Consider the following 26034-nt stretch of genomic DNA (forward strand, 5'->3'; position numbering starts at 1 on the left):
GGTTCAATTCAGTGGATCGAACCCTGCATGGCCAGCTCTCTGAGTGCTTTCCTCGGCGAAATCGGCCGCCATCAGTTATTGACTCCTGAGCAGGAGTTGATGCTGGGGCGCAAGGTGCAGGCCATGGTGGCGTTGCATGAGCGTTGCCACAGTGCTGGTGGTGTGGGGGAAGCCTGCTCCTACAACGACATCGAAAAGCGCACGATGCGGGTCGGTGAGCGTGCCAAAGATCAGATGATCACCGCCAACCTGCGCCTGGTGGTGAATTTGGCCAAGCGTTATCAGGGGAAGGGGTTGGATCTCCTTGATCTGATTCAGGAGGGCACCCTGGGCCTCACCCGGGCCGTGGAGAAATACGACCCCACCCGTGGCCATCGCTTCAGTACTTATGCCTATTGGTGGATCCGTCAGGGACTCAACCGGGCCCTCTCCACCCAGAGCCGCACCATTCGCATCCCCGTGAATGTGAATGAAAAGCTCACCCGCCTGCGGGCCGCCAAGGCCCGGCTGCTGCAGCGCCATGGCAGCCAGCCTTCCGCCCAGCAGCTCTCAGAGGCGATGGATCTTCCCGTTCAGGAAGTGGAGGATTTGTTGGGGTGTGAGCTGCGCAGCGTCACCGTCAGCCTGCAGGGGGTGGTGAAGTCGAAATCGGATCCCACGGAGCTGGTGGATGTGTTGCCCAGTGAAGATCTGCCACCGATGGAGCGCTGCGAGCTGGCGGAGCGCAATGCAGCCGTGTGGAAGTTGCTGGATCAATCCAACCTCACCCCCAAGGAGCGCACGGTGGTGATGTTGCGTTTTGGCCTCGATGGCAGCCATGAATGGCGCACCCTGGCGGAGGTGGCGCGTCTGCTGGGTTGCAGCCGCGAGTATTGCCGCCAGGTGGTGCAACGGGCCCTGCGCAAATTGCGCAAGGCCGGCATCCAGGCAGGCCTGGTGGAGGTTGGCGCCCCATGATGGAAGGGTTGGTCCCCTGAGGTTCCGCCCGTGATGGCCAAGTCCACCAACGTTGTTGATGCCGAGGTGCTCGGCAGTACGGAAGTGGATGAGGGGGCCTTGCGCCGCTTGCTGCGCCGTGCGGGCCGAACCCTTGCCCGTCCCGCCCTCGAGTGCCTCGAGTTGCTGCTCGATGCCAACACCCCACCGCAGGTGCGGGTGACGATGCTCGCAGCCCTCACCTATCTGCTCTTGCCGCTGGATTTGATTCCTGATTTCATTCCAGCCGCAGGCTTCAGCGATGACCTGGTGGCCCTCACTGCCTTGCTTGGCTTGTGCAGCACCCACATCAACGACACGATTCGGTTGCGGGCACAGCGCAAACTGGATCGCTGGTTTCCCCTGGGACGCTGATGGCCGTGCTCACCGCTGAGCAGCTGGATGACCTCCAGTCGTTCCTGAAGGATTGGCTGCGTTACACCGGCCGCACCCAGGCTGATCTCCGCCGGGCGCTGCGGGCCAGCTCGATTCGCATGCCGGTGCTCCTCGAGGAACTGGCGCGGGTGCATAGCCGTGATGGGCTCACGGGGCTGGCACAACGCCTCTGTGAGATCGAAGCGCTCTGGCAGGGAGAGGACCAAGGGCTGGAAGGGGATGATCAGCCACCGCTGTCCCTCGACGACTCCCTCGGACAGCTCGATCTGCTGTTGCAAGAGATCCGTCTGGATGCCGGCGAAGCCTGACGCCCCCGCGTAGACACGTCAGAGTGGTGGCACGCTCCGCCGCCGTCATGTCGTTGCCTCGCCTGTTCGCGCCCCCCACCACCCTCGGGCTCAAGTTGTTTGCCGGCCTGGTGATCGGGGGGGCTGGAATTGCCCGCGTTGGCCCAGGTGGAGAGTTTTCTCTGGGGCCCCGGCAGCAATGTGGGACCTGAAACCAAAGTGGAACCCCGGAACTGCGTCACCGGACCCGACGGCAGCATCACCTGCGACACCAAGGTGGTGAATCCCCCCGGTGACACGCCGGCTAAACCCCAATACCGGCCCTTCAGCTACTGAGCCCCGGCCTGATGCGTTTGTTTGACGATCGATCCTTCCTGCGGGCGATCACAGCTTTTGAGCGTGCCCTGGCCAAGGTGCTCTCCGTGGTGCTCACCGCCGTGTTGGTGGTTGCGACCCTGCAGCTCATCTTGTTTCTCGGCAGTGATCTCCTCGATCTCAATGTCAATTGGACGGGCGAGGGCTTGATTCGTCTGTTGGATCAGGTGCTGGTGATCCTGATCGCCCTGGAGGTGCTCCAGAACCTCACCGCCTACATGCGGGAGCATGTGGTGCAGATCGAGCTGGTGTTGGTCACGGCTCTCACGGCGGTGGCCCGCAAGGTGATCGTGATGCCGCCCGGCGTGCAAAAGAATCCCGCGGATCTGATCGGTTTGGGATTTGCGGTGTTGTCGTTGGCCGGTGCTTATTGGCTGGTGCGCCAATCCCACGTCAGGCGTCTGCCCACCAGAAGAGAGCAAGCCAGAGAGTTCCTGGATGGGGATCTGTCGTCACGACCCGATGACGCCGGTGGGGGCTGATCAACAGGCTGTCGCCAACACATAAATCACGCGGTTGCGGTTCATCCTCGAACTGCAGTTGGGCACTCCCCCGCAGCACCATCACCCATTCCGTTTCGTGTTGGTCGTACCAGAAGTCATCCGGGCTGCTGGCCAGGCACGAATGGATGCGCTCCAGCCTCCAGCCGGGGCCTTCATGCAGGCGATCCACCCGTTCTTCACCCGGAGCTGGGCAGGAGCTCGATAACAGGTTGGGTTGGTCGCTTGTGCGCGCGGCCGGCTCGCTCGAGGTTGTGGTGCGATCACCCCAGCGCCTGCCGATGTCAAAGCCGTGCTCGGCGGCCAGGGCCACCACCTCATGGTGTTGATCGCAGGCCCGCAGAGCATCACGCAGGGCGGGTTGGGCTTCGCTCAAGGCCACAAAGGCGTTGAGTTGGCGCACCTTTTCGAGGAATTGCTGCAGCTGGGCTTCGGCCATCGGGTCAGTATCCCTGGCCCAGTGGTTTGTGCATGCGAAAGCGCTCGAAGCTCACGCCGCCGATGCGCAGCTCCTCCCGCCAGCTCACCTGCCAGCCCAGCCGCTCGAACAGCGGTTTGGAGATCAGGCTGGCTTCCGTGCGCAGGCTGTGAATGCCGTGGCCCTTGGCGCTGTGTTCGATCGCTTCAATTAAGCGCTGGCCACAGCCATGGCGCTGCGCGGCGGGATGGCAATAGAGCAGAGCAAGACGATCGCTGGGAAGGCGCAGGCTGAATGCCTGCGGTTGATCGTGTTGATCGCACACCACAAAACCTTCGCCCTGCTGCAACTGGGATCGCAGGGCTTGGCACTGTTCAGCCCAGGCTTGTTGCTGCTGGCTGGTGTAGAGCGCAGCGGTGGAACCGAGCACCGCCTGGCGATAGATCTCCACCACTGCATCGTGATCCTGGCCATGCAGGGAACGAAGCGGGCGGAACATGTTTGATCCCGTGGAGGATGAGGGATCCATTGTCGTTCGTTGTGTCGCGGGATGTTGGTGGTTGAACCGATGGCAGTGCGGATCTCAATGTTGTAGGTTGCAATTGTCTTGTTCATTTCGTCACCAAGCGATGCTCACTGGATCTGATCTGCTGGCCAAGGTGAAGGAGCTCGGCGATGTGGGTAAATCGGAGATCGTCCGCGCCTGTGGCTATGTGTCCACCAAGAAAGATGGTGGCGAGCGGCTGAACTTCACCGCCTTCTACGAAGCCCTCCTGGAAGCCAAAGGCGTGGAGCTGGGTGGTGCCAGCAAGGTGGGCAAGGGCGGTCGCAAGCTCAGCTACGTCGCCACCGTGCAGGGCAACGGCAACCTGTTGATTGGCAAGGCTTATACCGCCATGCTCGACCTGCAGCCCGGCGATGAGTTTGAAATCAAGCTCGGCCGCAAGCAGATCCGCCTGATTCCCGTTGGCGGCACCGACGAAGACGAAGAGTGATCGAATGGGCCTGGTGCGTTAGTCCAGGCTCACCATCAACCGGTTTGTTGCCGCAGGCATCCCCTCGACCAGGTCGGGGGGATTTTTTTTGCGCGTGTTCTGGTCTTGGCCTTGGCCCTCATCCAGTAGCGGGGTGTAGTCGCTGGGGTGGCAGGTGAGCAACACGATCTGGATGCCTTGCTGCATGCCGCGCTCGAGCATCCTGCGTAGACCCTGCTGCCGTTCCCGATCGCTATTGGTGAAGGCATCGTCGAACACCAAGGGCAACACATCGCCATAGGCCGGTTTCAGCACTTCGGCCATGGCTAGCCGCACCGTGGCCGCGAGTTGTTCCCGCATGCCGCCGCTCAAGCGTTCAAAGGCGAAGGCTTCATCCCCTTGGCGCAGTTGCAGATTGTGGAAGCCCTGCTGTGGATCGAAGGCAAGCAGCGGTTGATGGGGTTCATCGGCCAGCGCAGCCAGGTAGGGGGCAATGGCGGCGCGCAGCGGTTCGCTGTAGCGGTTGGCCAGATTGCTCTGGGTGCTGTGAAAGCGATCCAGCAACAGGCGTAAAGCCTGGCCGCGCTGTTCGATGGAACGGCGATCGGCCTCGGCTTCCTCCCAGGTCGCCTGTCGCTGCTCCAGTTCGGCGAGGGGATTGTTGGCGCCCAGGCTCTGGGTGCGTTGTTGCGCCTGGCCGCGCTGGCTCAGCAGCCGATCCTTCTCCTGCTCGAGGGCCTCCAGTTCCGGCGCTGCATCCGCAAACGCTTGTCGTGGGTTTCGGTTCCGCCGGGCGGCTTGCAGTTCGTTCAGTTCGTGGCGTAGGGCCTGGAGCTGCTGCTGTTGGCTATCGAGCTCGGCCGCAACGGGCTGGTTGCCGCTCAGCTGCTGGAGGCGCTCGCCCAGCACCTGCAGCGATCCCTCCAGCTGGCCGCTGCGCTTGCGCAGTTGTTCAAGGTTGGTTTGACGGCTGCGTTGGGCCTGCTCCAGGGTGCCCAGCTGTTGCTGGCAGTGCTCGAGCTTGCGGCTGTGCTCGCTGCTTTGCTGGCGCTGGGCTTCCAGGGTGTGACGGAGCTGGGCCGGATCGAGATCGCCGACATCGCGCACCCCCAGCTGATCCGCCAGAGCTGTGAGCAGGGGGCCTTGGGCGGCCAGGTGGTCGTCGAGACGTTGCCGGCGCGGCTCCTGTTGATCAAGCCGTTGCTGCAGGCCGGCCCAGGGAATCGCTTTGGCGGCTTGGCGCAGGTTGGCCAGTTCCCGCTCCAACCCTTGCCGTTGCCGCTCGATGGTTTCTGCTTGATCGCTGCTGGTGAGCCGTAGCTGCTGCTGAAGCTGCTCGAGCTTCAGGCGGCAGGTTTGCTGCTGCTCCAGCGCCTGGGGGAGCGCCTCGCCGCCGCCGGGGCTGATCTGAATGCGCACACCGTCCCCCACCTCCAGCTGCACCGCCGTCTCGAGGCGGCGCCGATCTCCACGGGTGAGCGCTTCGCCATTGAGGCGGATCGGTTGGTCGGCAGCCACCACCTCCACGCCAGCAGCCATCGCTTCGCATCGGGCTGTGGCCTGGGCCAATGCCTGTTCCGCCTGGCGGAGCTGGCGCACCTGCTCCGCCGTGATCTCCGGCAGCCCAGCAAGCTGTTGCTTGAGGGTTTCAGCCTGCTCCTGCAGCGCCTTGAGTTGCTGTTGGTGCTCACGCAGTTGCCGGGCTTCCTCGTTGAGTTGCTGCCGATCGAGCAAGCGCTGCAGCAGCTCCTGGCGTTGCCCCAGTTCCTGCACGGCAACTTGGGCCTGTTGGGCCTGGATCTGCAGCTGTTGCCGCAGGGTCTCGTCGTTGTGCTGCAGCTCCAGCTCGGCCTTGAGATGTTGTTGAAGCTGTTGCAGTTCCGTGTGCTCCTGCTGCTGTTGAGCCAGCCGTTGCTGGCGTTCCTTCTCCTGCTGCAGCAGCGGATCGAGTTGAGCTTGCAGGAGCTGGGTTTGTTGCTGCAGTTGCAGCTCCCGCTGCAGTACTGGTCGCTGTTGACGCTCGATCGTCTCCAGGCGCTCGTTGATGCTGCGCCATTGCTCCATGGCCGCTTCGAGATCGGCCACCTGCTGCTGCGCCAGGGCCAGGGCCGCGGCGGCCTCCTGGCTGCGGCGCTGCACGTCGGCCAGGGCCGACCCGGCTTTCACCTTGCCAGTTGCCGTGTATAGGCCAGCCACCTGTTGCTGGATCTGGTCCATCACCTGCCGATCCAGCCCCGATTCCAGAGGGTTCTGGCTGCCGTGTTGTTGCAGTTGCTCCACCAGCCGTTGGTGGTCGTAGCGATCCTGGTTGCCGCTGAATGGGTTCAGCCCGGCCTCGCCCTGCCGCACCCAGAGGTGCGCCCAGCGTTCGGGAAGCTGGGCGATGCGGCGCCCTTCCACCGGCGCCTCGAAGCCCAGCAACCGTGCCAGCTGCTCTTCGGCTTCCGGGCCGCTCAGGGCGATCCCGCGGCCATTGCTCAGCTGGCAGGTGCCGCTGGCGCCGGCAAAGCGTTTGCGCAACCGCCAGGTCTCCGCTTCGGCTTCAAAGCGGATCTCCACCTCCGGTAAGCCGGCGTGCAGGCGGGAGCGCAGCTCCTCCACGCCGCGTCCGGTGGCCGTGGCCCTGAGGAAAAGCGCCTTGTGCAGCGCCTCCACCAGGGTGCTTTTGCCGCTTTCGTTGGCACCGGCGATCAAGGTGAGCTGGCGACCGAAGTGCAGCTCCAACGCCCGATGGCGCCGCACGTTCTGCAGCGTGCAGGCGATCAGGCGCATTCGGCTGCTCCGATGGCCCGCTGCAGCTCGGCCAGCGCCAGCTGCAACAGCTGGCGCTGCTCTGGATCGTTGTTGGCGGTGGCCTGCTCCAGCTCCTCGTGCAGCTCCCCGGCCACGCGTGCGATCAACGGATCCTCAGCCCGTTGCCGCAACAGCTCGAGTTCTTCTGGAGCGGGTTGCTGCTCGATGAGGCCGCGGCGTTTGAGCCGCAGCAGCTGCGCGTCGAGCCGCTCGAGCAGTTGCTCGTAGCGCTGATGCGCCTCGAGGCTGAGGCTGCCGCTCTGCTCCAGCAGCAGCAACTGCTGGCCCGGTTCCGCCTGGAGCAGCGGCTCGAGTTGGCGCTCCAGCCGTTCGAGATCGCCGGCTGTGTTGAGGTTGGCGTTCAGCTGCTGCCACTCCAGGGCTGCGGTGGGCATCGCTTCCACCACGGGTGTTCCGCCCCGTTGCAGGCACACCTTCAGCACCTGCCCGCCTTGGTAGTCGTCGGTGCGGGGAAAGCGATCGGGTTCCGGCGTGCCGCTGTACCAGGTGCGGCTGTTCACCTGCTTGAGGCCATGCCAATCCCCCAGGGCCACGTAATCGAGTTGATCCAGCAGGGCAGCATCGAGATCCAGGCGGTTGTTGGCGCTGCTGGGGTTGTCGTCATCGGCGTCGAGATCGGCCGCGGCGAAGCCATGCACCGAGCCATGGGCGAGCAGGATCCGGGGGTGATCAGCCGGCAGCTGCTGCCAATCGAGGTGCCGCACCCAGTCGGTGGGATCGCTGCTATCGCTGCGGCGCAGCAGCGGGCAGGGCAGCACCACGGCGCCTTCCATCACCACGGGCCTGCGCTCCAGCAGCACGTGCAGGTTGGGGGCGCGCCGTTGCTGTTCGCTTTGAAAGAAGGGGCTATGCCACACGCTGCCCGGCGCACCATGGTCGTGGTTGCCGGGAATCACCAGAACAGGGATCGCCAGCTTGCCGATGGCCTGGCACACCGCCGCCACGTCGCTGCTGCTGGGAGTCGGGGAATCAAACAGATCGCCAGCCACCAAGAGGAAGGCGGGTTGCTCCTGATCAAGCAACGCACCGATGCGGCCGATGGCGTCGATCCGGGCCTGGCGCAGGCGGGCCCGTTTGTCGGGGTCGTGCACGCGGGCGTAGGGCTTGCCGATCTGCCAGTCGGCACTGTGCAGAAGGGTGAGCATCAACGCAGCGGCAGGCGCACCCATTTCAGCGTGCCCGTTGGGTCTGCAGACTGACTACACCCTTGCCGAGGCCCAGGTGGCTGATCTGATCCCCCGTTGGCGCCGGTTGGGTGCAGCGCTGCTGGCCGCTGCGGCGGCTCTGTTGCTGTGGCCAGGGATGGCCTTGGCTGATGGGGCTCAGCTGTTTGAGCAGCACTGCGCCGGTTGTCATGTGAACGGCGGCAACATCATTCGCCGCGGCAAAACCCTCAAATTGGCGGCGCTGGAGCGCGAAAACCGTGCCTCTGAGGCCGCTATCGCTGCGATTGCGGCAGCTGGGGTGGGGCAGATGAGTGGCTATGGCTCGGTGCTCGGCGACGAGGGCACGGCTGAGGTGGCCGCCTGGGTGTGGCAACAGGCGCTGGCCGGTTGGCCGAAGGCCTGAGCTCAGAAGGCCTGAATCCAGGGGTACACCTTCAGCTCAGTCCAGATGCCGTTGCGCCAGTAGACATCGTTGTGGAGCAGCGTCTCCACCTGCTCCTGGTTCTCAGCCTCGTAGATCCCAAACACATGGGTGCTGCCCTCGGTGGGGCCGAGGGTGATCAGCACTCCCGAATCCTTCTGCTGCTGCAGGCCGGCCAGATGCTCGTCGCGATAAGGGGTGCGCTTCTCGAGAGCGTTGTCGCAGTAGGTGCCCCAGAGCACGAAACGCATGGCATCAAGATTTGGCAGGCGCGCAACCTACAGCCAGCCCGCCGCGAAGATCGGCTGACGGATGCGTGAAGGGAACAGGATCGGGCGATCGGTGGGCTTGGCATTGGCTTTGTCGCTCCAGCGCACCTTGCAGGTGAAGCTGTTGCCGCTCTTGCCGCTGTTCACGGCATAGCGGAACTCCTGCACCACCGCTTTCTCAGGCATCAGGTACTGGGCCTGGTTGCAGGCATCCACTTCCGAGATGGCTGATTTGTACTCGCTCCAGCCCGCCTGAGCCGCCGCGGGTGCCAGGGCCAGGCCGCCCAGCAGCAGACCAGCGGTGAGCAAGGTTCGGTGTGCCATCGGGCAGGTTCGCTTGGTTCGAATGGTCTGATTCTGACGGCTCTTGCAAGCCTTAAGGGCTGATCACGCCCCAGCGGCCCATGAACGGCCAACGCACCAGCAGCCGCTGCTCTCCCCGCTTCGGCCAGGCTTCACGCAATGGCTCAACCAGGGTGGCTAGGGGATCAGAGCCATGGCGACGCGCCTGTTCCACCGCCGACCAGGTGCTCAGATAACCCAGGAGATCGTTGAGGGTCCACTGCCGCTCGATCCAGAGGTCATCAGGGAAGGCCCATTCCTCGCCGGGAAATGGCAGACCCGCATAGCTCTGATCCACCCAGCGCCGCTGCGGCGGCCACCACGGTGCCAGCTCCGAGCCGTAGAAGTGATCGATCAGGGTTTGCAACGCCGGTAGCGGCAGCTGAAACGGCCGATAGCCGATCCAGGCCATCACCGCACCTGCTCGCGCCACACGCCGCACTTCGGCGTTGAAGGCGTCGCCGGCGAACCAGTGCACAGCCATCGCCACCAGCACCCCGTCCACGCTCTTGGGCTCGAGACCACTGGCCTGAGCTGCGGCTTCCGCATACGTCACCCGGGCGTGGGGCTGAGCCTGCTGGAGTTGGGCGGCGCTGGCATCGGTGGCAACGACCTGATCGAAGTGCTGCGCGAGCGCGATCGACGCCTGCCCGCTGCCGCAGCCGCAATCCCACACCCGCTCCCGAGCTGGGCAACGTGAGGCGAAGGCTTCAAAAAAATGGTCTGGGTAGCTGGGGCGATGAATCGCGTAGTCCCTCGAGACAGCCCCAAAGAGAAGGTCTGGACGCTGAGGCGCCGGATCAGTCATCCAGGGCCGAACGCAAGCTGCGGCAGAACGCCGCCGCCGCCGCCGCCACATCCTGCTGCTGGCTATGGGCCTGCGCCATCACCTTCACCAACGCACTGCCCACAATCGCTCCATCGGCGCCCCAATCGCGCACCTGACGCGCTTGCTCCGGTCCTGAGATCCCGAAGCCCACGGCCACTGGGGTGGGGCCCATTGCTTTGAGCTGTTGCACCAGGCCGGCAACGCGGCTTTCCAGGTTGGTGCGCACGCCCGTCACCCCGGTGACGCTCACCAGGTAGGTGAAACCACGGCTGGCGGCAGCGATGCGGCCCATCCGCTCGGCTGGCGTGGTGGGTGCCACCAGCAGCACCAGATCGAGGCCTTGGGCTGTGGCGATAGCGGAGAGCTTTTCGGCTTCCTCCAGGGGGAGATCAGGCACCACCAGCCCGGCGGCGCCGGCAGCGGCGGCATCGCGGCAGAAGGCCTCCATGCCGCGGTTGAGCAGAGGGTTGCTGTAGGTGAACAGGATCACCGGGATCTGCAGCTCACCCTTGAGGCTGCTCAGCATCTCCAACACCCGGCCCGGGGTGGTGGCTGAGCCCAGGGCCCGGCTGGCGGCTGCCTGAATCACCGGACCGTCAGCCAGGGGATCGCTGTAGGGAATCCCCAGCTCGATCATGTCGGCGCCCGCTTGCTCCAGGGCGAGCAGAGCGGCGCGCGTGGCGGCTAGATCCGGATCGCCCGCCATCAGAAATGGCATCAGGGCACAGCGGCCCTGCTCTTGAAGCTGTTGGAACCGCTGCTGGATCGGGGTGGTGGTGGTCACGGCAGCGCAGGATCTGCCCGTGAGCCTATGGGGTCGTGTGCGGAGCGTTAAAGCTCACTGGTGTCTTCCAGTTGGCCCAGTTCACGCAGCAGCTTCTCCTGCTCCTCTGGGCTCAAGGATTCAAAGCGCTTCTGGAGTTCATCGTCGGTGGCGGCCTCGTAGGCCGAGCGGTAGCGGCGCCGCTGCTCCATGTACGTCATGTTTCCGGTCACCACCCGAAACAGGTAGGAGCCGGTCCACACCAGCACCACAGCCACCAAGACACCCTGGGCGGCGATCCCGGCTGAGAAGCCTTCCAAACCCGCCGCTTGAAATCCCCAGTAGCCCAGACCCCCCAGCGCAAAGATCACGAGCCCGGCCAGCAGGGCCTTGCCGCGGGTGATGCCGGCGCCCATCAAACTTGCCCTTGGCCCTGAAGGCGCAGGTTCACGAAGGGGGCAAGGACGATCAGCCCGGGGAAGAACAGAAACACCAGGCCGTAGATGGCGGTGCGCTCAAGCTTGCCCATCACGGTCCAGCGCTTGGCCATCCAGGCCATCAGGGCGGCAGGCACCACTAATAGATAGGCACCGCCTAGGGCCAGGTAGGCGCCGATCACCAGCAGTGATTCGCTCGTTAGGGAGCTGAGGAACCCAGGCAGGGGCACGGCAGCGAGGCAGTTGCTGGCCAAATCTAAGATGTGCGCCTGGATGCGGGGTTCGCATTCGGCGCCGGGAGCATGGCGGAATTGGTAGACGCAGCGGACTTAAAATCCGCAGACGGCAACGTTGTGGGGGTTCAAGTCCCCCTGCTCCCATCGGTTCATAGGCCGGATTGGGTCGGCCTCGCCTGACGTTCCGTCGTGCGTACCGCGCTGGCGCCAACGCAGTTGGCAAATCATCACAGCTGCGTGCGGCCTCCGGATGGGCTGGCCAACCTTGGGTCAGTGCGTGCTGCCCAACCCCATGCTTGAGCTGCTGCCGCCGCTCAACGACAAAAACCTCCCCTGGCTCGACGTCATCCACCCGATCGTCGTTCACTTCGTGATCGCCATGGCCTTGATCAGCGTCGTGTTCGACCTGATCGGCGTCGTGACGCGACGCCAGAACCTGTTTGAGGTCAGTTTCTGGAACCTGTTGGTCGCCACCGTGGCGATCTTCGTGGCGATCATTTTTGGCCAGGTGGAGGCTGGCCTCGCCAATCCCTACGGAGCATCCCGCGACATCCTCAACATCCACAGCACCATCGGTTGGTCGCTGGCGGGCGTGTTGGCGGTTCTGACCGGATGGCGTTACGTCGTGCGGCAAAAGGACCCGACCGTGCTGCCAAGCGGATTTCTCGTGGTGGATGGCCTGTTGGCAGCCCTGGTGTTCACCCAGGTGTATTTGGGCGACAAGTTGGTCTGGGTGTATGGCCTGCACACGGTGCCGGTTGTTGATGCGATTCGCAGCGGAGTGATCTCATGACGCTGTTCGCCGCGATCAGCTCCCCGATCAACGAGATCGTCGACTCACTCGGAGCCAACGATCTTCCCTACAGCATTCCGATTCACCCCAACCTCGTTCATCTCACGATCGGGTTGTTTTCCATCGGCATTGCGTTTGATTTCGCTGGGGCCTTCTATCCCCTCGAGAAGCGTGTGTTCCGCTTCCTGGCACTGCCCGTCACCCGCACCGGATTCCACGATGTGGGTTGGTACAACGTGCTGGCTTGCAGCATCATCACCTTCTTCACGGTGGCAGCAGGCTTCTACGAGATGCTGCTGGCTGTCCCCCTGCCTGGTGTGAAAACCGTGCTCGGGCAGGGGGCAATCTCCACGATGCTCTGGCACGCCGTTGGTGGTGTTGCCCTGCTGCTGATCATTGTGGTGATGACCATCTGGCGGGGCTATCAGCGCTTTGTTTGGCGCAAAGATCTGGGCCGGCAGGTGAGTTGGATCTATTTGGCCTGCGGTGTCTTGATTCTGTTGCTGATGGGCATCCACGGCAGTCTTGGTGCATGGCTGGCCAGCGAGTTTGGTGTGCACATCACGGCCGATCAATTGCTGGCGGCTGGTGCTGATCTCAAGGAGGCTCTGCCATGACCTCAACTGCTCCCAAGCCCTCGGGTGGGCTGCCTGTGCGCTTGCTAGTGGTGGTGCTGGTGGCGGTGGTGCTCGATGCCCTCGCCAGCCTCCAGATCGCCCGGGCCTCACTGGGCTGGTTGCCCGTGCCGGCTTCTACAGCGGCCCCTTATGTGGATGGCTTGTTTCAGGTTGAAGTGGGCATTGGCGCCTTCATCTTCCTGGGATGCACTGGTTTCATTCTCTGGGCCGTGATCTTCAACCGCGCCGAGAAGTACGACGAGAGTGATGGCCTACCGATTGAGGGCAACCCCAAGCTCGAGATCACCTGGACCTTGATTCCCTTCGTGCTCGTGATGGTGCTGGCTTATCAGGCCATTCACGTGAGCGAGACCCTGGCTGCTCTCGGGCCGAAGGAGAAGTACGACCTGGAATCTGGCAGTAGTCCCACCACGGTGGAACGGCCGGATGTTCGCCAGAGCTACGGGCCCATTCAAGTGTTGGCTCGGCAGTGGAATTGGGAGTTTGTCTATCCCAATGGCGTGCGCAGCTCCGAGCTGCATCTGCCGATCGATCAGCGGGCTAATTTCCAGCTCAGCAGCGAGGATGTGATCCACGGCTTCTACGTGCCGGCGTTTCGGTTGAAGCAAGACATCATCCCCGGCAGCGTGATCTCGTACAGCATTACGCCGACGCGTGAGGGCCGCTATCGCTTGCGCGATTCCCATTTCAGCGGTGCTTATTTTTCCCAGAATCAAACCGATGTTGTGGTGCAGTCAGCTGAAGCCTTCCAGGCATGGCTTGATCAGGCAGCGCGCAGCCCGCTGGTGCCTGGCCTCAGCCAGGCCACCGGCTTGTATGCCGATCGCCTCGCGAAGGGCGACAAAGGCTGGGCAACCGTGAAGCCCGCTCCTCCTCCCATGGTCAACGACCCCGGCACCCCTGACGCTCCCCACGAGGCCTGATTCACGATGACCAGTACCAACTACGACCCTCGGGTGCTCAAGGCACTGCACCCCGTACCGGGAGCTCCGGATAACTGGAAGCGTTTTTTCACGTTCAACACCGATGCCAAGGTGATTGGCATCCAATACATCGCGCTGGCCCTGTTCTTCCTTCTGGTGGGAGGGCTGCTGGCGATGGTGATGCGCGGGGAGTTGATTACGCCCCCGGCTGATCTCGTGGATCCCACGGTGTACAACGGCCTCTACACCATGCACGGAACAGTGATGCTGTTCCTGTTCTTGTTTCCGATTCTCAACGGCTTCAACAACCTGTTGATCCCCACGATGATCGGCGCACCCGATATGGCCTTCCCGAAGGTGAACGCGGCTGCCTTCTGGCTGGTGCCGGTGTTTGGTGTGGTGTTGATGGCCAGCTTTTTTGTGCCGGGTGGCCCTGCTTCGTCCGGCTGGTGGTCGTACCCGCCGGTGAGTATCCAGAACCCCCTGGGGCATTTCATTAACGGTCAGTTTCTCTGGATCTTGGCGGTGGCGCTGTCGGGGGTTTCCTCGATCATGGGCGCCATCAATTTCGTGACCACGATCATCCGGATGCGGGCGCCCGGAATGGGCTTTTTCCGCATGCCTGTGTTTGTGTGGACCGCCTGGGCTGCTCAAACCCTTCAGCTGGTGGGCCTCCCGGCTCTCACCGGCGGGGCGATCATGCTGCTGTTTGATCTGAGCTTTGGCACCAGCTTTTTCCGCCCTGAAGGTGGTGGTGATCCGGTTCTTTACCAGCACTTCTTCTGGTTCTATTCCCACCCTGCGGTGTACGTGATGGTGCTGCCGGTGTTCGGCATCTTTTCGGAGCTGATCACCGTTTATTCCCGCAAGCCACTGTTCGGCTACAAGTTCGTGGCCCTGGCTTCGTTTGTGATCACCTTCCTCGGGTTGATCGTTTGGGTGCACCACATGTTCTATTCGGGCACTCCCCAGTGGATGCGCAACATCTTCATCGTCACCACGATGCTGATCGCCGTGCCCACTGGTGTGAAGGTGTTCGCCTGGCTGGGCACCCTCTGGGGCGGCAAGATTCGCCTAACAACGCCGATGCTGTTTGTGCTGGGCGGCCTGGTGAACTTCATTCTCGGTGGCATCACCGGTATCATGCTGGGCACCGCTCCGGTGGATATCCATGTGGGTAATACCTATTTCGTGGTAGCCCACTTCCACTATGTGATCTTCAACACGATCGGCTTTGGCATCTTTGCGGGGATCTACCACTGGTTCCCGAAGTTCACTGGTCGGATGTATTACGAGGGTTTGGGCAAGGTGCATTTCCTGCTCACCTTCATTGGGGCCACCCTCAACTGGTTGCCGCTGCACTGGGCCGGCTTGTATGGCATGCCCCGCCGCGTGGCCTCCTACGACCCTGAGTTTGCGATCTGGAACGTGATCGCCAGCATCGGTGCCTTCATGGTGGGTGTGGCAGCGATTCCCTTCATCCTCAACATCGTGAGCTCCTGGGCGCGCGGGGCCAAAGCACCCCCCAATCCCTGGAATGCCATCGGTCTGGAGTGGCTTCTGCCCTCTCCTCCGCCGGCTGAAAACTTTGAGGATGACGTCCCCACCGTGATCAGCGGCCCCTACGGCTATGGCCTCGGCCAGCCGCTGGTGGAAGACGAAGAGTATTACGTGCGTCGCGCGCTGGAGGCCTGATCGATGACCACCGCTAATCCTGATCTGCCGCTGAATCACCGGCCCGGCCACATCAAGCACGATGGCCACAACCTCACCGGCTTCATCATTTTTCTCTGCTCTGAGAGCATCATCTTTCTGGCCTTCTTCAGCGGCTTTGCACTGTTGAAGATCACGGCGCCGGAATGGCTGCCTGAGGGCGTGGAGGGCCTGGAGACGCGCCTTCCCTTGATTAACACCGTTGTGCTGGTGAGCTCCAGCTTCGTGGCTTATTTCGCGGAGCGCTATCTCCACAAAGAAAATCTCTGGGGCTTCCGCGCCCTATGGCTGCTCACCATGGCCATGGGCACCTACTTCGTTTATGGGCAATACGTGGAATGGTCGCATCTCCCGTTTGCCCTCGATAGTGGTGTGTTCGGTGGCACCTTTTATCTGCTCACCGGCTTCCACGGCTTGCATGTGATCACGGGCATTCTGCTGATGGCCTTAATGCTCTTCCGCTCCTTTCGGCCGAACAATTACGCCAAGGGGGAGATGGGCGTTACGGCGGTGAGTTTGTTCTGGCACTTCGTGGATGTGATCTGGATCATTCTCTACATCCTTATTTACGTCTGGCAACGCACCACCTGAACCATGATCATCGACGACATTCATTACGACGTCATCGTGATCGGCTCCGGGGCCGCCGGTGGCACCCTGGCTGATCGCCTGTCAGCAACAGGGAAGTCTGTGCTGCTGCTGGAGCGTGGCTCGCGGCTGGCGCTGGCTGATCAGAACGTGGCTGATGTGGATCTGTTCCGCAAAGACCGTTACCACCCGGGTGAGCAGTGGTTCGGCCCGGATGGTGATCCGTTCTTCCCGCAGACGGTGTACGCCCTTGGCGGCAACACCAAGATCTGGGGTGGTGTGCTTGAGCGGATGCGCGAGAAGGAGTTCACCGGTCTCGCCTATCAGGAGGCATCCGCTCCAGATTGGGGCCTGCGCTACAGCGATCTCGAGCCGTATTACGACCAGGCCGAGCAGCTTTTCCGCGTGCACGGCCAAGCGGGTGTGGATCCATCTGAGCCGCCTCGGCACCAGGGCTATGCCCACCAGCCCAAGCCCATTGAGCCCTTCATGCAGGAGCTCAAGCTTTCGCTTGAGCGCCAGGGCACCCACCCTTATCACTTGCCGCTCACCTGGTCGGAATCGGCTCAGGATCCCAGTGGCGACAGTGAACTCTTTGGAGTTGACCCTGCTAGTGGTCGCTCAACGGTTCAGATCCGCGATCGCGCCAAGGTGCGCCGCCTGCATGTGAATCCCACCGGCACGGAGGTGCGTGGTGTCGAGGCTGAAATCGAGGGAACCACTTGGTTGTTCCGCTCCCACGTGGTGGTGTTGGCCGCCGGCGCGATCAACAGCGCTGAAATCCTGTTGCGATCAGCCACCGAGCACCACAGCCGTGGTCTCTCCAATGGCTCCGATCAAGTTGGCCGCAACCTGATGAAGCCGCAGCTCACCTCGGTGATTCAGTTGGCGGCTGAGCCCAATTCGGGTCGTTACGGTCGCAGCCTGGGCATCACCGACTACTACTGGGGTGACAAAAACGTGAGCTTCCCGCTCGGCTCGATCGCCAGTGGTGGCGGTGTGTTGCAGGACGCATTGTTTGCCGAATCGCCACCGGTGCTATCGCTGGTGACCAAGTTGTTGCCGAATTTCGGGTTAGAGCAATTGGCTGCTCGTTCCGTGTCGTGGTGGGCGATGAGTGCGGTTTTGCCGGATCCCCACAACCGCATCACCTTGCGAGGCCAGCAGCTGCAGATCAACTATCTCCCGAACAATCGCGAGGCCCATGACCGCTTGGTGTATCGCTGGATCGACACCCTCAAGCAGGTGGAAGCCGACCCCAACTGCCATGTGGTGAAACCGGCCCCAACCCACCCACGCGGGGAAGCCCCGCTCACCGTGCTGGGGAGCGTGTGTGGCACCTGTCGGATGGGATCCAATCCCGCCACCTCCGTGGTGGATTTGCAGGGCCGGAGCCATGAGCTCACCAACCTCTTCATCGCCGATGCCAGCGTCTTCCCCAGCTGTCCTGGGATTGGCATCGGTCTCACCGTGATTGCCAATGCTCTGCGCGTTGGTGATCAAGTGCTGGCCGCTCTATGACCAGTTCCGGCGAGGCTTCAGCGTTAGCGGCAGCTGCTTCAGAGCTTCGCCGTATGGCGGAGCGAGATCGTGAGGGGGTGCCCTGGGATCTCTGGGGCAGCTATCTGCCGGAGCGACAGTGGGGCACGGTTCGTGAGGACTATTCCGCCGACGGCAATGCCTGGGCGTCGTTCCCCCATGACCATGCCCGCTCCCGCGTGTATCGCTGGGGTGAAGACGGTTTGCTGGGCATCTGCGACAAGCAATGCCGGCTGTGTTTTTCGCTGGCGCTCTGGAATGGTGTGGATCCGATCCTGAAGGAGCGTCCGTTTGGGCTGGCGAATGAAGAGGGCAATCATGGCGAGGACATCAAGGACTACTACTTCCATATCGCCAATACGCCCACCCACAGCTTCATGCGTGGGCTCTACAAATATCCGCAGCAGCGTTTTCCCTATGAGCAGCTGCTCGAGGAGAACCGCCGACGCGGGCGCGATCAACCTGAATATGAGCTGGTTGATACGGGGATCTTCGATGAGAGCCGCTACTTTGATGTGTTCATCGAGTACGCCAAGGCAGGCCCCGATGACATCGCGATCCGAATCCGTGCCATCAACCGTGGCCCTGACCCAGCGCCGCTGACGCTGCTGCCCACCCTTTGGTTGCGCAACACCTGGAGCTGGGGCTATCCCGACGAACACGAGCAGCCGATGCGGCTCGAGGATGATGGGGTGATGGCCTCGGTTGGAGGCGGCTTGGGCCGGTATCGGCTGGTCTGCCAGGAGCCGGGTGATTGGTTGTTCACGGACAACGAAACCAACACACAACGGCTCTACCAGCAACCCAACCAGCGCCCCTTCCAGAAAGACGGCTTTCACCGTTATCTGATTGATGCCGAGCAGGGTGCCATCAACCCGAACCAGCAGGGCACCAAGGTTGCGCGCCATCTCCAACGCACGCTGCAACCGGGCGAAGCGTGGCAGGTGGATCTGCGCCTAAGCGGCCCCGCCGCCGCCTCTTCGGCCCAGCTGTTTCCGGATGGTTTCGATGGCCTCTTCCTCGCTCGGGAGCAGGAGTGGCGTGAGTTTTTTGAAAGCCGCGTTCCCCATCTCAGTGAGGAGGATCGGCTCATCCACAGCAGTGCAGCGGCAGGGCTGTTGTGGTGCAAGAAGTATTACGGCTGGAGTGTGCTCCGCTGGCTCGATGGAGACCCCACCGCACCGCCGCCGCCCCATCAGCGCTGGACCACCCAGAACGCCGTGTGGCAGCGCCTGCATGCCCATGATGTGATTTCCATGCCGGATGCATGGGAATACCCCTATTTCTGTCAGTGGGATCTGATGTTCCACGCGGTGGCGTTCGCCGTGTTCGATCCCACGACCGCAAAGCAGCAGTGCATGTTGCTTCGCTCTCCCCATTACACCGCCCCGAATGCACAGACCCCCGCCTATGAGTGGGCGCTATCGGATCCCAATCCGCCGATTGGTGCTTGGGCGGCGATGCGGATTTTTCAGATTGACCGCAAAACATCTGAGGAGGCCGACCTCGGTTTTCTGCGTGCTGCTCTTCGCAAGCTGATTCTGGAATATGGATGGTGGGCGAATCGTAATGATCGCTCCGGCGACAATGTGTTTGAGGGTGGTTTCCTTGGGCTGGATAATATTGCCGTCTTTGACCGTCGCTATCCTCTGTCGGATGGCAGCCGTATTGAGCAGTGTGATGGCACGGCCTGGATGGCCTCGTTGAGCCTCAACTTGTTGAACATCAGTGTTGAGCTCAGCCGCGAAGAGCCGGAGTACGCCGATATCTGTGAACGGTTTGTTTACGACTATGTGCAGCTGGCGCTCACCCTCAACACGGTTGGTAGCAATGGATTTTCCAGCTGGGATGAGGAGGATGGCTTCTACTACGACGTGGTCAAGCGCCCTGATGGCAGCACCAGTTTCCTGCGTACCCGTTCATTGTCTGGTTTGGTGCCACTCCTGGCGGTGTCGAGCTTTGATGTGGATACGGTGAAGCGTCTGCCGGTGCTGAATGTGGCGGAGAGTCTGAAGTGGTTCCTGCATGAGCGCACCAAGCCGCAATGGCTGATCGATAACTTCAGCCAGTGGCGCAACGACCGCCTGTTGTTTGCACTGGTGCCCGAGGAACGCTTGCGTCGCATCTGCGAACGTTTGTTTGATGAAGAGGAGTTCCTCTCGCCCTATGGCATTCGAGCTCTTTCGAAGGTGTATGGAGAGCATCCGTATACCTTCACTGAAGGCAGTGATTCTCAAACCCTTGCCTACAGCCCGGCGGATAGCCCGGTTGCCATGTTCGGCGGCAACTCGAACTGGCGCGGACCCGTGTGGATGCCGATCAACTTCCTGTTAATCGAGGCGCTTCAGAAGTTTGGTCACTACTACGGGGATTCGTTCCAGGTGGAATTTCCAACGCGATCGGGCAATTGGATGAACCTATGGGATGCGTCCTTGCAGCTGGAGCATCGGCTGGTGAATGTGTTCCGGCGTGATGGCGACGGCCGCCGGCCCTTCAATGGCGCAGTGGATCTGTTTCAAAGCGATCCCCATTGGCGTGATCTGATCCTGTTCAACGAATACTTCCACGGTGACAATGGATCTGGTGTCGGCGCTAGCCATCAAACGGGCTGGACGGCGATGGTTTGCAAAATGATTAATCAGCTCAGCCGCTATCCCGCCAGCCCCATGGGCTCATGACAAAGGGGAGACAGAGCCAGTTGTCGCTTCTAGCTTGCGGGAACTGACGAACCTCCCGTGGATCTGCTCCAGTCGCTCGGCCAGCTGCAGAAACCCCAGACCAACCACTTCGATCTGCTGATCATCGGCAGTGGTGCAGGTGGCGGCACCTTGGCGCGCGTCTTGGCGCCAACTGGTTTGCGCATCCTGATCTTGGAGCGGGGCGACTGGCTGCCTCAAGAGCCGCAGAACTGGGATGCCGAGGAGGTGTTCCAGAAAGGTCGCTACCTCTCGAAGGACATCTGGTACGACGGAAAGGGCAAGCCTTTCCAGCCTGGTACGCATTACTTCGTGGGCGGCGCCACCAAGATGTATGGCGCCCATCATTTCCGCCTTCGCCAGCGCGACTTCGAGGAGCTGGAGCATCACGACGGCATCTCACCGGCTTGGCCGCTGCGTTACAGCGACTTTGAGCCTTGGTATCAGCAGGCCGAAGCGATGTATCACGTGCACGGCTTGCGCGGTGAAGACCCCACCGATCCACCCAGCTCGGCGCCTTATCCCCATCCGCCGATTAGCCATGAGCCGCGGATTCAGAAGCTTGCCGATGATCTCCGCAGTGCTGGACTGCATCCGTTCCATGCCCCCAGTGGCGTGATGCTGGATGAGGGCAACATGCCCTACAGCCGTTGCCGGCGTTGCAACAACTGCGATGGCTTCCCCTGTTTGGTGCATGCCAAAGGCGATGCGGAGGTGTGCGGTGTGCGTCCGGCCCTGGCCGCCAGTGCCAATGTGTCGCTGCTGACTCGGGCTGAGGTGAAGCGGCTGGTCACTGATGCAGCGGGCACCACAGTGACGGCGGTTGAGTTGGTGCGCGATGGAGAGGAGCTGCGTTACAGCGCCGACCTGGTGGTGGTCAGCTGTGGGGCCGCCAACAGCGCTCGGTTGTTGTTGATGTCAGCCAATGACAAGCACCCGGGCGGTTTGGCCAATGGCTCAGACCAGGTGGGGCGCAACTACATGTTCCACAACAGCAAGGCGGCCGTGGCGCTCTCCCACGAGCCCAACCCCACCATCTTCCAGAAAACGATCTCGATCAACGATTGGTATTTCGGCGACGACGACTACGACTACCCCATGGGCAACATCCAGATGACGGGCAAGACCCGTGGGGCGATCATCAAGGGTTATGCACCCCTGGAAACCTTCCTCATGCCCAACTGGGGCATGGATGAGATCGCCGCCCATGCGTTGGATTTCTGGATCACCACTGAAGACCTGCCGGATCCGAACAATCGGGTGACGGTTGATGGGGCCGGACATGTTCACCTCAACTACACGGTGAACAACCAGACTTCCGCCAGCCGCCTCTGGGGACGCCTTCAGGGTTTGCTCGACAAGCTTTATCTCAAGAAGCATCTGGTGGAGCGTCAGATCTACATCAAAAACCCCATGGGCATCGCGGCTGTGGGGCATCAGGCTGGTACCTGCCGCTTTGGCACGGATCCGGCCAACTCGGTTCTCGATGTGAACTGCAAGGCGCATGAACTCGACAACCTTTACGTGGTTGATACCAGCTTTTTCCCCAGCATCGGTGCTGTGAATCCCTCCCTCACGGCCATCGCGAATGCGATTCGTGTGGGCCATCACCTGAAGGAGCGTCTCGCTGTGTCGTGAAGCAGCTGTCTCGCCCGTTCGCGCTTGTTGCTCTGCTGCTGCTCGCGGGCTGCAGTGGGTCGGTTCCGCCCAAAGCGGGACTTCAGCCCCCTGCCAGCGCAGATCTCGGGTCTACGCCCGTTGGGTGTGTCGGTGATCAGGCCAAAGCCAGCCAACCGCGATCCGTGGCGATTGTGCCTCAACTGCCACCGGCGGAGTTGTACAGCCGCTGGCGACCGTTGCTTCAGCAGCTGGGGGTGAGAGCTGGTATCTGCTTCGATCCAGTCGTGCCGACCACGATTCCCGTTTTTGAGAAGCAGCTCGAGAAGGGATCCTATGCCTACGCCTTCCTCAATCCTTACCACCAACTGATGGTGCAGCAGCGCTATCAGCCGTTGGTGCGTGATGGGAAAGCGCTGCTCAAGGGGATTCTGGTGGTGCGCGATGACAGTGACATCATCGAACTCGCCCAACTCGCGAATCGTGCGATTGCCTTTCCTTCGCCGAATGCCTTTGCGGCGTCTTTATTGATCCGGGCCCATCTGCATGCGCTCAGGATTCCCTTCAAGCCCGACTATCTCAAGACCCATTCCAATGTTTATCGCGCCGTCGCGATCCAGCAGGTTGCAGCAGGTGGGGGGGTGAACAACACGCTGGCCCGTGAGCCCCGTGAGCTTCGCTCTGTCTTGCGCGTTCTGTACACCACGCCGGGTTATCCAGCCCATCCGTTCTCGGCACGACGTGACCTCCCTCCTGCGGAAACCGACCGCCTCATCCAGGCCTGGTTGACCCTTGGTCGTGACCCCACGGCTGCGCCATTGCTCCATGCGGTTCAGATGCCGAAACCGGTGGAGAGCAATCAGCTGCGTGACTACCAACCTCTGGAGGCGCTCCAGCTTCAGAGGCTGGTGGATGCAACGGATCCCTCCGGCTGACCCATGATCCAAAGGCTGCAACTGCGGTGGAAGCGTCTCCCCTATCGGGGTTGGATCAGTGCTTTGGTGCTGTTGTCTGTTGTGGCGGGCAGCCTCGGAGTTGTTGGCTACCGGCGTTCGCGTTCATTGGTTGAACTCAGCCAGCAGCGAACCACCCAGGCACTGTCCCGTGGTTTGGCCATTGCGCTGGTTGATCACCTCGTCAGTCGCGACCTGGCTTCCCTCGAATCCCACCTGCGGCAGGCCATGGCTGATTCGAGCCTGGCTCTCCTGAGTGTGCGAGATGCCAAGGGGCATCAGCTGGTGCAGCTGCAGCGCTCTTCTCCGGAGCAGCCTCCGCATTTGAGCTTTAGCCCTCCGCCTGCGTTGTCTGCGGATCAGCACAGGCATCGAGCGCCATTGGAGGCTGGTGGTTTGATCGGCGACCTTGAGATTCGCAGCTGGTCAACGCCGACTCAGCAGCTGTTGAGCCAACTTGGGCAGCAAATCGCCCTGCTCACGGTGATGGCGGTTTTAGTCGTCGTTGCTGTGGTTGCGCTGTTGCTGCTCTGGATGCAATGGCAGTACAAGCGTGAGCGGGATTCCCTTCAGAGCGAGAATCGTTTGTTGGCCACAGCGGCGCTTGTGGATGCACTCACCGGTATTGCCAACCGCCGAGGTTTTGAGCAGGAGCTGGAGCATCGCTGGCAGCGTTTCCAGCATGCTTCAACATCAGCTTTGGTGCTTTGCTTGCTGGATCTCGATGGTTTCAAAGAGATCAACGACACCTTGGGACATGAGGCTGGTGACCAGTTGCTCATCACCGTTGCACAACGCCTCAGGTGTTCGCTGCGGGATAGCGACTTCGTGGCAAGGCTTGGCGGCGATGAATTTGTTCTTCTGCTGGATCAACGTACTGATCGGGGCAGTGTGGAAACGGCTCTGCAGCGCCTGGTGGTTGCGATTGCCGAGCCGATGATCTATGCCGACACACACATGCGTGTGACGGCGAGCCTTGGCTGCGTCGTGATTCGTTCAAACGACACCTCACAGCCCAGTGAGGCCGAACTTCTTCGCTGCGCCGATCAGGCCATGTATGCCGCCAAGCGCTCAGGTAAAAACAGATGGCGTTTGGTGAGGCTTGGCTTGCCTGAATCAGACCCCCAGCCAGATCCGCAGCAGATCCTCGAGCAGCAGAGTGTCTAGGGAAAGCAGGCCGCCGCCGCAGCAAATCAGCACCAGGCACATCACCACATACATGGCTGCCTTTTCCCAGCTGGGCGGTTCACCCACACCCATCGGTCCGGCGTAATCGCCTTCAGGAATCAGATAAGGATCGGCGGCAATGAAGGGAAAGCCACTGCGGATTTCCAAAACCATGGCGTACGCCATTGAGACCAAAATGGCGAAGGAGGCCAGCGGTGTGAGTAGGCCCACGATCAAGGCAATGCCACCGGCCCACATCGATCCAGCTGAGAGAAAGCAGAGCCAGGCCGGTGTTTTCAACATCTGGGCCCAGGTCTGAAGGTTGCGCAGCTTCGGCCAGCCATGGCGGATGAAGCAAATGCCCATGAACACCCGCAGCAGGAACAGGGCGGCCTGGGCGAAGGTGGATGGTGCGGCTGGCACCAGCAGCTCCACAACAGTGATGTCCATGGGTGTGCGGGATCTTGAAGAAAGTTAGGTGGGGTTGTTCAGCGGCGCAGCTCAGCTGTGATCAGCTGCACACCAACTGCAGCTGATGGCCGTCGGGGTCGCGGATCTGCAGTGCTTGGCAAAAGCCCAGCGCTGTGGCCTGGTCGTTGCCCAGCTGGATCACGCCAGCGCTCACCAGGCTGCCGCCGAAGTGCTCCAGCCGGGAGGCGACGGCCTCGAGATCGCTCACCTCCAAACGGATCTGCCAATGGGCAGTGTCGGCGGCATTTTGATCGGCAGGTAGGGAACGTCCGCCGCCAGGTTGGAGGTAGTTGAGGCACTCCACCCCAGCTCCTTCAAGGCAGCGGTGGCCTGTGATCCGCACCTCTGTGCCGTTGAGGCCATCGAGATGATCTTGTTCCACGCCGCTGTTCACACCATCGCCGCCGAGGCGTAGGCCCAGCAGCTCTTCATAGAAGTGGCAGCTCCGCGGGGTGTCGGCATTGGCGATGGCGCTGTGGTCGATCCCCAAACATGGGGACCCTGCAGCCGGGGCGTGCCAGCGCGCCTCGCCTTTATCGGCTGGAAACTGCAGCAGCTCCAGGCAATGGCCTTCGGGATCGTGAAATTTGAAGGCCTGGATTCCGCCTGCAGCCTTGTTCCAGCTGGGCAGGGTCTGCGGTGCGCTGGAGATGGTCTGGAGTTGCCCCTGCTCGATCAGCGTGCGGATCGGCGCGGCTGCGGCATCCATGTCAGCCACCACAATGCAGATGTGCTGAAACCAGAGATCGTTGCTGCGGGAGTCGGCGGGAATGGGGCGGCCTGGGCGTAGGCCAGGAGCGAGCTCCACAACCTCCAGCAACTCCAGCCGTTCGGCCCCGAGCTGGAGCCGTACGAGCTTGAGTTGGCTGCCGCTCAACCCCAGGAGGTCGGCATAGCTGCCGCCGTTGATTTCCAGGGTGGTGTTGCGCGCGCAGCCCAGGTGAGAGCAGTAAAAGTCGGCCACTGCCTCGGCGTTGTGGCAGGTGAAACCGATGCTGCGGATGTGAGGCGTTGCCATGCTCGAGGGTTAGTGGGACGTGCTGGCTAAGGCGTTGGCACCGGCGGCGGCGATGGCCGCATCGAGCTCGGGTGTCATGCCCGACACGCCAACGGCTCCGATGCAGACACCGTTGTGCAGCAGCGGCAGGCCGCCGCCCATGGCCACGGCCGGCTCCTTGAACACGGCTGAGAGTTGCAGGAGTGCCGGCCGCGCGCCATTGATCGCTGCTTCCTGATCAGCGGTGGGTTTGCCATTCAGCGCTGCCATCCGGGCTTTGGCCAGGGCCACCGAAGCGCTGGATGGGCTGGCCCCATCCAGGCGTAGCAGCAGCAGTGGATGGCCACCCCCATCGCAGATGGCCAGGCTCACCGTGGCCTGATGTTGAGCGGCGATCGCCTCCGCGGCGGCGGCGATGCGTTGGCAGTCGGCGAGCTCGAGTGCGGGGATCGTGCGCATCGGCCCTTCAGCTCCAGACGATTTTCATCAGCCAGAGGTGGCCCTCTAGCTCCACTCCAGCGGCTGCCGCCTCAAGATCGCTGTCGCTCAAGCGCAGGGTGGCTTCGGCTTGATGTTTCACCAGATCCACGCCGGTGAAGCTGAAACCCTGTTCGGCCCCGAGCGTGGCGATCGCGTTGAGATTGGGACAGCTGCTGAAGCGTTGCAGCAAGGCGGGGTCGCCTTTCACCTGTTTGAGAAACGCTTCGAGTTGGGGATTGGCCATGGGACGAGAGGAA

33 protein-coding genes and 1 tRNA gene are annotated in these 26034 nt (G+C 62.0%); 18 read left to right on the forward strand and 16 right to left on the reverse strand.

The window, feature by feature from the left end; all coding sequences use genetic code 11:
- Positions 1-27 precede the first annotated feature (27 nt).
- The 5 genes from CB0101_RS00005 to CB0101_RS00025 all read left to right on the forward strand — a co-directional run bounded on the left by CB0101_RS00005 (position 28) and on the right by CB0101_RS00025 (position 2515).
- The gene (locus CB0101_RS00005; protein WP_029553056.1) at positions 28-957 is read left to right on the forward strand and encodes an RNA polymerase sigma factor RpoD/SigA; all 930 of its coding nucleotides are present in this window, start codon (positions 28-30) and stop codon (positions 955-957) included.
- A gap of 33 nt (positions 958-990) precedes the next feature.
- Positions 991-1350, forward strand: a complete 360-nt coding sequence (locus CB0101_RS00010) for a DUF1232 domain-containing protein (protein WP_010310191.1) — start codon at positions 991-993, stop codon at positions 1348-1350.
- Positions 1350-1679 carry a hypothetical protein gene (locus CB0101_RS00015; RefSeq protein WP_010310188.1) on the forward strand — a complete coding sequence of 110 codons (330 nt, stop codon included), beginning with the start codon at positions 1350-1352 and terminating at the stop codon, positions 1677-1679. The genes CB0101_RS00010 and CB0101_RS00015 overlap by 1 nt, the downstream gene beginning before the upstream one ends.
- A gap of 129 nt (positions 1680-1808) precedes the next feature.
- Positions 1809-1994 (forward strand): hypothetical protein, encoded by a 186-nt coding sequence (locus CB0101_RS00020; RefSeq protein WP_043717840.1) that lies wholly within the window; start codon positions 1809-1811, stop codon positions 1992-1994.
- Positions 1995-2005: 11 nt separating this feature from the next.
- On the forward strand, positions 2006-2515 hold the full coding sequence (locus CB0101_RS00025) for a phosphate-starvation-inducible PsiE family protein (RefSeq protein WP_010310184.1): 510 nt from the start codon (positions 2006-2008) through the stop codon (positions 2513-2515).
- On the opposite strand, the gene CB0101_RS00030 is transcribed toward CB0101_RS00025, so the two are convergent.
- Together CB0101_RS00030 and CB0101_RS00035 are read right to left on the reverse strand one after the other, a co-directional pair.
- A complete protein-coding gene (locus tag CB0101_RS00030; protein WP_010310182.1) occupies positions 2427-2972 on the reverse strand; it encodes a Nif11 domain/cupin domain-containing protein in 546 nt (181 codons plus the stop codon). The genes CB0101_RS00025 and CB0101_RS00030 overlap by 89 nt on opposite strands.
- 4 nt (positions 2973-2976) lie before the next feature.
- Positions 2977-3450 (reverse strand): GNAT family N-acetyltransferase, encoded by a 474-nt coding sequence (locus CB0101_RS00035; protein WP_010310180.1) that lies wholly within the window; start codon positions 3448-3450, stop codon positions 2977-2979.
- Positions 3451-3580: 130 nt separating this feature from the next.
- On the opposite strand from CB0101_RS00035, the gene CB0101_RS00040 reads away from it, so the two are divergent.
- Positions 3581-3946: an AbrB family transcriptional regulator gene (locus CB0101_RS00040; protein WP_010310178.1), complete on the forward strand. Its 366-nt coding sequence runs from the start codon at positions 3581-3583 to the stop codon at positions 3944-3946.
- A gap of 18 nt (positions 3947-3964) precedes the next feature.
- On the opposite strand, the gene CB0101_RS00045 is transcribed toward CB0101_RS00040, so the two are convergent.
- Complete coding sequence (locus CB0101_RS00045) at positions 3965-6697, reverse strand: AAA family ATPase (protein ID WP_010310176.1); 2733 nt, start codon at positions 6695-6697, stop codon at positions 3965-3967.
- Positions 6688-7908: a DNA repair exonuclease gene (locus tag CB0101_RS00050; protein ID WP_010310174.1), complete on the reverse strand. Its 1221-nt coding sequence runs from the start codon at positions 7906-7908 to the stop codon at positions 6688-6690. Before CB0101_RS00050 ends, CB0101_RS00045 begins: the two co-directional genes overlap by 10 nt.
- A gap of 13 nt (positions 7909-7921) precedes the next feature.
- Between CB0101_RS00050 and CB0101_RS00055 the strand changes: the two genes are divergently transcribed.
- Positions 7922-8308 (forward strand): c-type cytochrome, encoded by a 387-nt coding sequence (locus CB0101_RS00055; protein ID WP_010310172.1) that lies wholly within the window; start codon positions 7922-7924, stop codon positions 8306-8308.
- A gap of 2 nt (positions 8309-8310) precedes the next feature.
- Here the strand turns inward: CB0101_RS00055 and CB0101_RS00060 are convergent, their stop codons facing one another.
- From CB0101_RS00060 to CB0101_RS00085, 6 genes are read right to left on the reverse strand one after another with little or no spacing between them, the layout of a single operon-like run.
- A complete protein-coding gene (locus CB0101_RS00060; protein ID WP_010310170.1) occupies positions 8311-8577 on the reverse strand; it encodes a YciI family protein in 267 nt (88 codons plus the stop codon).
- A gap of 27 nt (positions 8578-8604) precedes the next feature.
- Positions 8605-8919, reverse strand: coding sequence for a hypothetical protein (locus CB0101_RS00065; RefSeq protein WP_010310168.1), 315 nt, complete (start codon positions 8917-8919; stop codon positions 8605-8607).
- A gap of 52 nt (positions 8920-8971) precedes the next feature.
- Positions 8972-9745 (reverse strand): class I SAM-dependent methyltransferase, encoded by a 774-nt coding sequence (locus CB0101_RS00070; RefSeq protein ID WP_043717866.1) that lies wholly within the window; start codon positions 9743-9745, stop codon positions 8972-8974.
- Positions 9738-10550, reverse strand: a complete 813-nt coding sequence (gene trpA, locus CB0101_RS00075) for a tryptophan synthase subunit alpha (protein WP_010310162.1) — start codon at positions 10548-10550, stop codon at positions 9738-9740. Before trpA ends, CB0101_RS00070 begins: the two co-directional genes overlap by 8 nt.
- 47 nt (positions 10551-10597) lie before the next feature.
- On the reverse strand, positions 10598-10945 hold the full coding sequence (locus CB0101_RS00080) for a DUF3007 family protein (protein WP_010310159.1): 348 nt from the start codon (positions 10943-10945) through the stop codon (positions 10598-10600).
- Positions 10945-11196, reverse strand: a complete 252-nt coding sequence (locus CB0101_RS00085) for an NAD(P)H-quinone oxidoreductase subunit L (RefSeq protein WP_029553054.1) — start codon at positions 11194-11196, stop codon at positions 10945-10947. Before CB0101_RS00085 ends, CB0101_RS00080 begins: the two co-directional genes overlap by 1 nt.
- Before the next feature lie 66 nt (positions 11197-11262).
- Between CB0101_RS00085 and CB0101_RS00090 the strand changes: the two genes are divergently transcribed.
- From CB0101_RS00090 to CB0101_RS00135, 10 genes are all read left to right on the forward strand, one after another.
- Positions 11263-11346, forward strand: a tRNA-Leu gene (locus CB0101_RS00090).
- 148 nt (positions 11347-11494) lie between these two features.
- Positions 11495-11995 (forward strand): DUF2231 domain-containing protein, encoded by a 501-nt coding sequence (locus CB0101_RS00095; RefSeq protein ID WP_029553053.1) that lies wholly within the window; start codon positions 11495-11497, stop codon positions 11993-11995.
- Positions 11992-12612: a DUF2231 domain-containing protein gene (locus CB0101_RS00100; protein WP_010310150.1), complete on the forward strand. Its 621-nt coding sequence runs from the start codon at positions 11992-11994 to the stop codon at positions 12610-12612. The genes CB0101_RS00095 and CB0101_RS00100 overlap by 4 nt, the downstream gene beginning before the upstream one ends.
- Positions 12609-13556 (forward strand): cytochrome c oxidase subunit II, encoded by a 948-nt coding sequence (locus tag CB0101_RS00105; RefSeq protein ID WP_010310148.1) that lies wholly within the window; start codon positions 12609-12611, stop codon positions 13554-13556. The genes CB0101_RS00100 and CB0101_RS00105 overlap by 4 nt, the downstream gene beginning before the upstream one ends.
- Before the next feature lie 6 nt (positions 13557-13562).
- Positions 13563-15251 carry a cbb3-type cytochrome c oxidase subunit I gene (locus tag CB0101_RS00110; RefSeq protein WP_010310146.1) on the forward strand — a complete coding sequence of 563 codons (1689 nt, stop codon included), beginning with the start codon at positions 13563-13565 and terminating at the stop codon, positions 15249-15251.
- 3 nt (positions 15252-15254) lie between these two features.
- Positions 15255-15860 carry a heme-copper oxidase subunit III gene (locus CB0101_RS00115; protein ID WP_010310143.1) on the forward strand — a complete coding sequence of 202 codons (606 nt, stop codon included), beginning with the start codon at positions 15255-15257 and terminating at the stop codon, positions 15858-15860.
- Between the two features lie 3 nt (positions 15861-15863).
- Complete coding sequence (locus tag CB0101_RS00120) at positions 15864-17378, forward strand: GMC oxidoreductase (protein WP_010310141.1); 1515 nt, start codon at positions 15864-15866, stop codon at positions 17376-17378.
- A gap of 53 nt (positions 17379-17431) precedes the next feature.
- Positions 17432-20074 carry a glucosidase gene (locus CB0101_RS00125; protein ID WP_010310139.1) on the forward strand — a complete coding sequence of 881 codons (2643 nt, stop codon included), beginning with the start codon at positions 17432-17434 and terminating at the stop codon, positions 20072-20074.
- A 57-nt stretch (positions 20075-20131) separates the two neighbouring features.
- Complete coding sequence (locus CB0101_RS00130; RefSeq protein WP_010310137.1) at positions 20132-21730, forward strand: GMC oxidoreductase; 1599 nt, start codon at positions 20132-20134, stop codon at positions 21728-21730.
- Between the two features lie 173 nt (positions 21731-21903).
- Positions 21904-22644 carry a phosphate/phosphite/phosphonate ABC transporter substrate-binding protein gene (locus CB0101_RS00135; RefSeq protein ID WP_256360117.1) on the forward strand — a complete coding sequence of 247 codons (741 nt, stop codon included), beginning with the start codon at positions 21904-21906 and terminating at the stop codon, positions 22642-22644.
- Positions 22645-22767: 123 nt separating this feature from the next.
- On the opposite strand, the gene CB0101_RS15140 is transcribed toward CB0101_RS00135, so the two are convergent.
- Entirely contained in the window at positions 22768-22941 is a 174-nt protein-coding gene (locus tag CB0101_RS15140) for a hypothetical protein (protein ID WP_168187919.1), read from the reverse strand.
- A gap of 216 nt (positions 22942-23157) precedes the next feature.
- On the reverse strand, positions 23158-23346 hold the full coding sequence (locus CB0101_RS15560; RefSeq protein WP_246833893.1) for a hypothetical protein: 189 nt from the start codon (positions 23344-23346) through the stop codon (positions 23158-23160).
- Here CB0101_RS15560 and CB0101_RS15145 point away from each other — a divergent pair.
- Positions 23269-23829, forward strand: a complete 561-nt coding sequence (locus CB0101_RS15145; RefSeq protein ID WP_246833888.1) for a GGDEF domain-containing protein — start codon at positions 23269-23271, stop codon at positions 23827-23829. The two genes, CB0101_RS15560 and CB0101_RS15145, sit on opposite strands and share 78 nt — an antisense overlap.
- Here CB0101_RS15145 and CB0101_RS00145 read toward each other — a convergent pair.
- The 4 genes from CB0101_RS00145 to CB0101_RS00160 all read right to left on the reverse strand — a co-directional run bounded on the left by CB0101_RS00145 (position 23779) and on the right by CB0101_RS00160 (position 26021).
- Positions 23779-24279, reverse strand: a complete 501-nt coding sequence (locus CB0101_RS00145) for a DoxX family protein (protein ID WP_010310131.1) — start codon at positions 24277-24279, stop codon at positions 23779-23781. The two genes, CB0101_RS15145 and CB0101_RS00145, sit on opposite strands and share 51 nt — an antisense overlap.
- A gap of 61 nt (positions 24280-24340) precedes the next feature.
- The gene (locus tag CB0101_RS00150; RefSeq protein ID WP_010310129.1) at positions 24341-25318 is read right to left on the reverse strand and encodes a VOC family protein; all 978 of its coding nucleotides are present in this window, start codon (positions 25316-25318) and stop codon (positions 24341-24343) included.
- 9 nt (positions 25319-25327) lie between these two features.
- On the reverse strand, positions 25328-25756 hold the full coding sequence (locus CB0101_RS00155) for a heme-binding protein (RefSeq protein ID WP_010310128.1): 429 nt from the start codon (positions 25754-25756) through the stop codon (positions 25328-25330).
- Positions 25757-25763: 7 nt separating this feature from the next.
- Positions 25764-26021 carry a Nif11-like leader peptide family natural product precursor gene (locus CB0101_RS00160; RefSeq protein WP_010310126.1) on the reverse strand — a complete coding sequence of 86 codons (258 nt, stop codon included), beginning with the start codon at positions 26019-26021 and terminating at the stop codon, positions 25764-25766.
- Positions 26022-26034: the final 13 nt, after the last annotated feature.

The sequence above is a fragment of the Synechococcus sp. CB0101 genome (genome assembly GCF_000179235.2).
In the GTDB taxonomy this organism is placed as follows: domain Bacteria; phylum Cyanobacteriota; class Cyanobacteriia; order PCC-6307; family Cyanobiaceae; genus Vulcanococcus.

Bases quoted from the DNA above. Each gene is read 5' to 3' on its own strand.
- CB0101_RS00005 (WP_029553056.1), top strand. From the start codon at position 28: ATGGCCAGCTCTCTGAGTGCTTTCCTCGGCGAAATCGGCCGCCATCAG.
- CB0101_RS00010 (WP_010310191.1), top strand. From the start codon at position 991: ATGGCCAAGTCCACCAACGTTGTTGATGCCGAGGTGCTCGGCAGTACG.
- CB0101_RS00015 (WP_010310188.1), top strand. From the start codon at position 1,350: ATGGCCGTGCTCACCGCTGAGCAGCTGGATGACCTCCAGTCGTTCCTG.
- CB0101_RS00025 (WP_010310184.1), top strand. From the start codon at position 2,006: ATGCGTTTGTTTGACGATCGATCCTTCCTGCGGGCGATCACAGCTTTT.
- CB0101_RS00030 (WP_010310182.1), bottom strand. From the start codon at position 2,972: ATGGCCGAAGCCCAGCTGCAGCAATTCCTCGAAAAGGTGCGCCAACTC.
- CB0101_RS00035 (WP_010310180.1), bottom strand. From the start codon at position 3,450: ATGTTCCGCCCGCTTCGTTCCCTGCATGGCCAGGATCACGATGCAGTG.
- CB0101_RS00040 (WP_010310178.1), top strand. From the start codon at position 3,581: ATGCTCACTGGATCTGATCTGCTGGCCAAGGTGAAGGAGCTCGGCGAT.
- CB0101_RS00045 (WP_010310176.1), bottom strand. From the start codon at position 6,697: ATGCGCCTGATCGCCTGCACGCTGCAGAACGTGCGGCGCCATCGGGCG.
- CB0101_RS00050 (WP_010310174.1), bottom strand. From the start codon at position 7,908: ATGGGTGCGCCTGCCGCTGCGTTGATGCTCACCCTTCTGCACAGTGCC.
- CB0101_RS00060 (WP_010310170.1), bottom strand. From the start codon at position 8,577: ATGCGTTTCGTGCTCTGGGGCACCTACTGCGACAACGCTCTCGAGAAG.
- CB0101_RS00065 (WP_010310168.1), bottom strand. From the start codon at position 8,919: ATGGCACACCGAACCTTGCTCACCGCTGGTCTGCTGCTGGGCGGCCTG.
- CB0101_RS00070 (WP_043717866.1), bottom strand. From the start codon at position 9,745: ATGACTGATCCGGCGCCTCAGCGTCCAGACCTTCTCTTTGGGGCTGTC.
- CB0101_RS00080 (WP_010310159.1), bottom strand. From the start codon at position 10,945: ATGGGCGCCGGCATCACCCGCGGCAAGGCCCTGCTGGCCGGGCTCGTG.
- CB0101_RS00095 (WP_029553053.1), top strand. From the start codon at position 11,495: ATGCTTGAGCTGCTGCCGCCGCTCAACGACAAAAACCTCCCCTGGCTC.
- CB0101_RS00100 (WP_010310150.1), top strand. From the start codon at position 11,992: ATGACGCTGTTCGCCGCGATCAGCTCCCCGATCAACGAGATCGTCGAC.
- CB0101_RS00105 (WP_010310148.1), top strand. From the start codon at position 12,609: ATGACCTCAACTGCTCCCAAGCCCTCGGGTGGGCTGCCTGTGCGCTTG.
- CB0101_RS00110 (WP_010310146.1), top strand. From the start codon at position 13,563: ATGACCAGTACCAACTACGACCCTCGGGTGCTCAAGGCACTGCACCCC.
- CB0101_RS00115 (WP_010310143.1), top strand. From the start codon at position 15,255: ATGACCACCGCTAATCCTGATCTGCCGCTGAATCACCGGCCCGGCCAC.
- CB0101_RS00120 (WP_010310141.1), top strand. From the start codon at position 15,864: ATGATCATCGACGACATTCATTACGACGTCATCGTGATCGGCTCCGGG.
- CB0101_RS00125 (WP_010310139.1), top strand. From the start codon at position 17,432: ATGGCGGAGCGAGATCGTGAGGGGGTGCCCTGGGATCTCTGGGGCAGC.
- CB0101_RS15140 (WP_168187919.1), bottom strand. From the start codon at position 22,941: ATGCCCCTTGGCATCTCGCACACTCAGGAGAGCCAGGCTCGAATCAGC.
- CB0101_RS15560 (WP_246833893.1), bottom strand. From the start codon at position 23,346: ATGCTGGAAACGCTGCCAGCGATGCTCCAGCTCCTGCTCAAAACCTCG.
- CB0101_RS00145 (WP_010310131.1), bottom strand. From the start codon at position 24,279: ATGGACATCACTGTTGTGGAGCTGCTGGTGCCAGCCGCACCATCCACC.
- CB0101_RS00150 (WP_010310129.1), bottom strand. From the start codon at position 25,318: ATGGCAACGCCTCACATCCGCAGCATCGGTTTCACCTGCCACAACGCC.
- CB0101_RS00155 (WP_010310128.1), bottom strand. From the start codon at position 25,756: ATGCGCACGATCCCCGCACTCGAGCTCGCCGACTGCCAACGCATCGCC.
- CB0101_RS00160 (WP_010310126.1), bottom strand. From the start codon at position 26,021: ATGGCCAATCCCCAACTCGAAGCGTTTCTCAAACAGGTGAAAGGCGAC.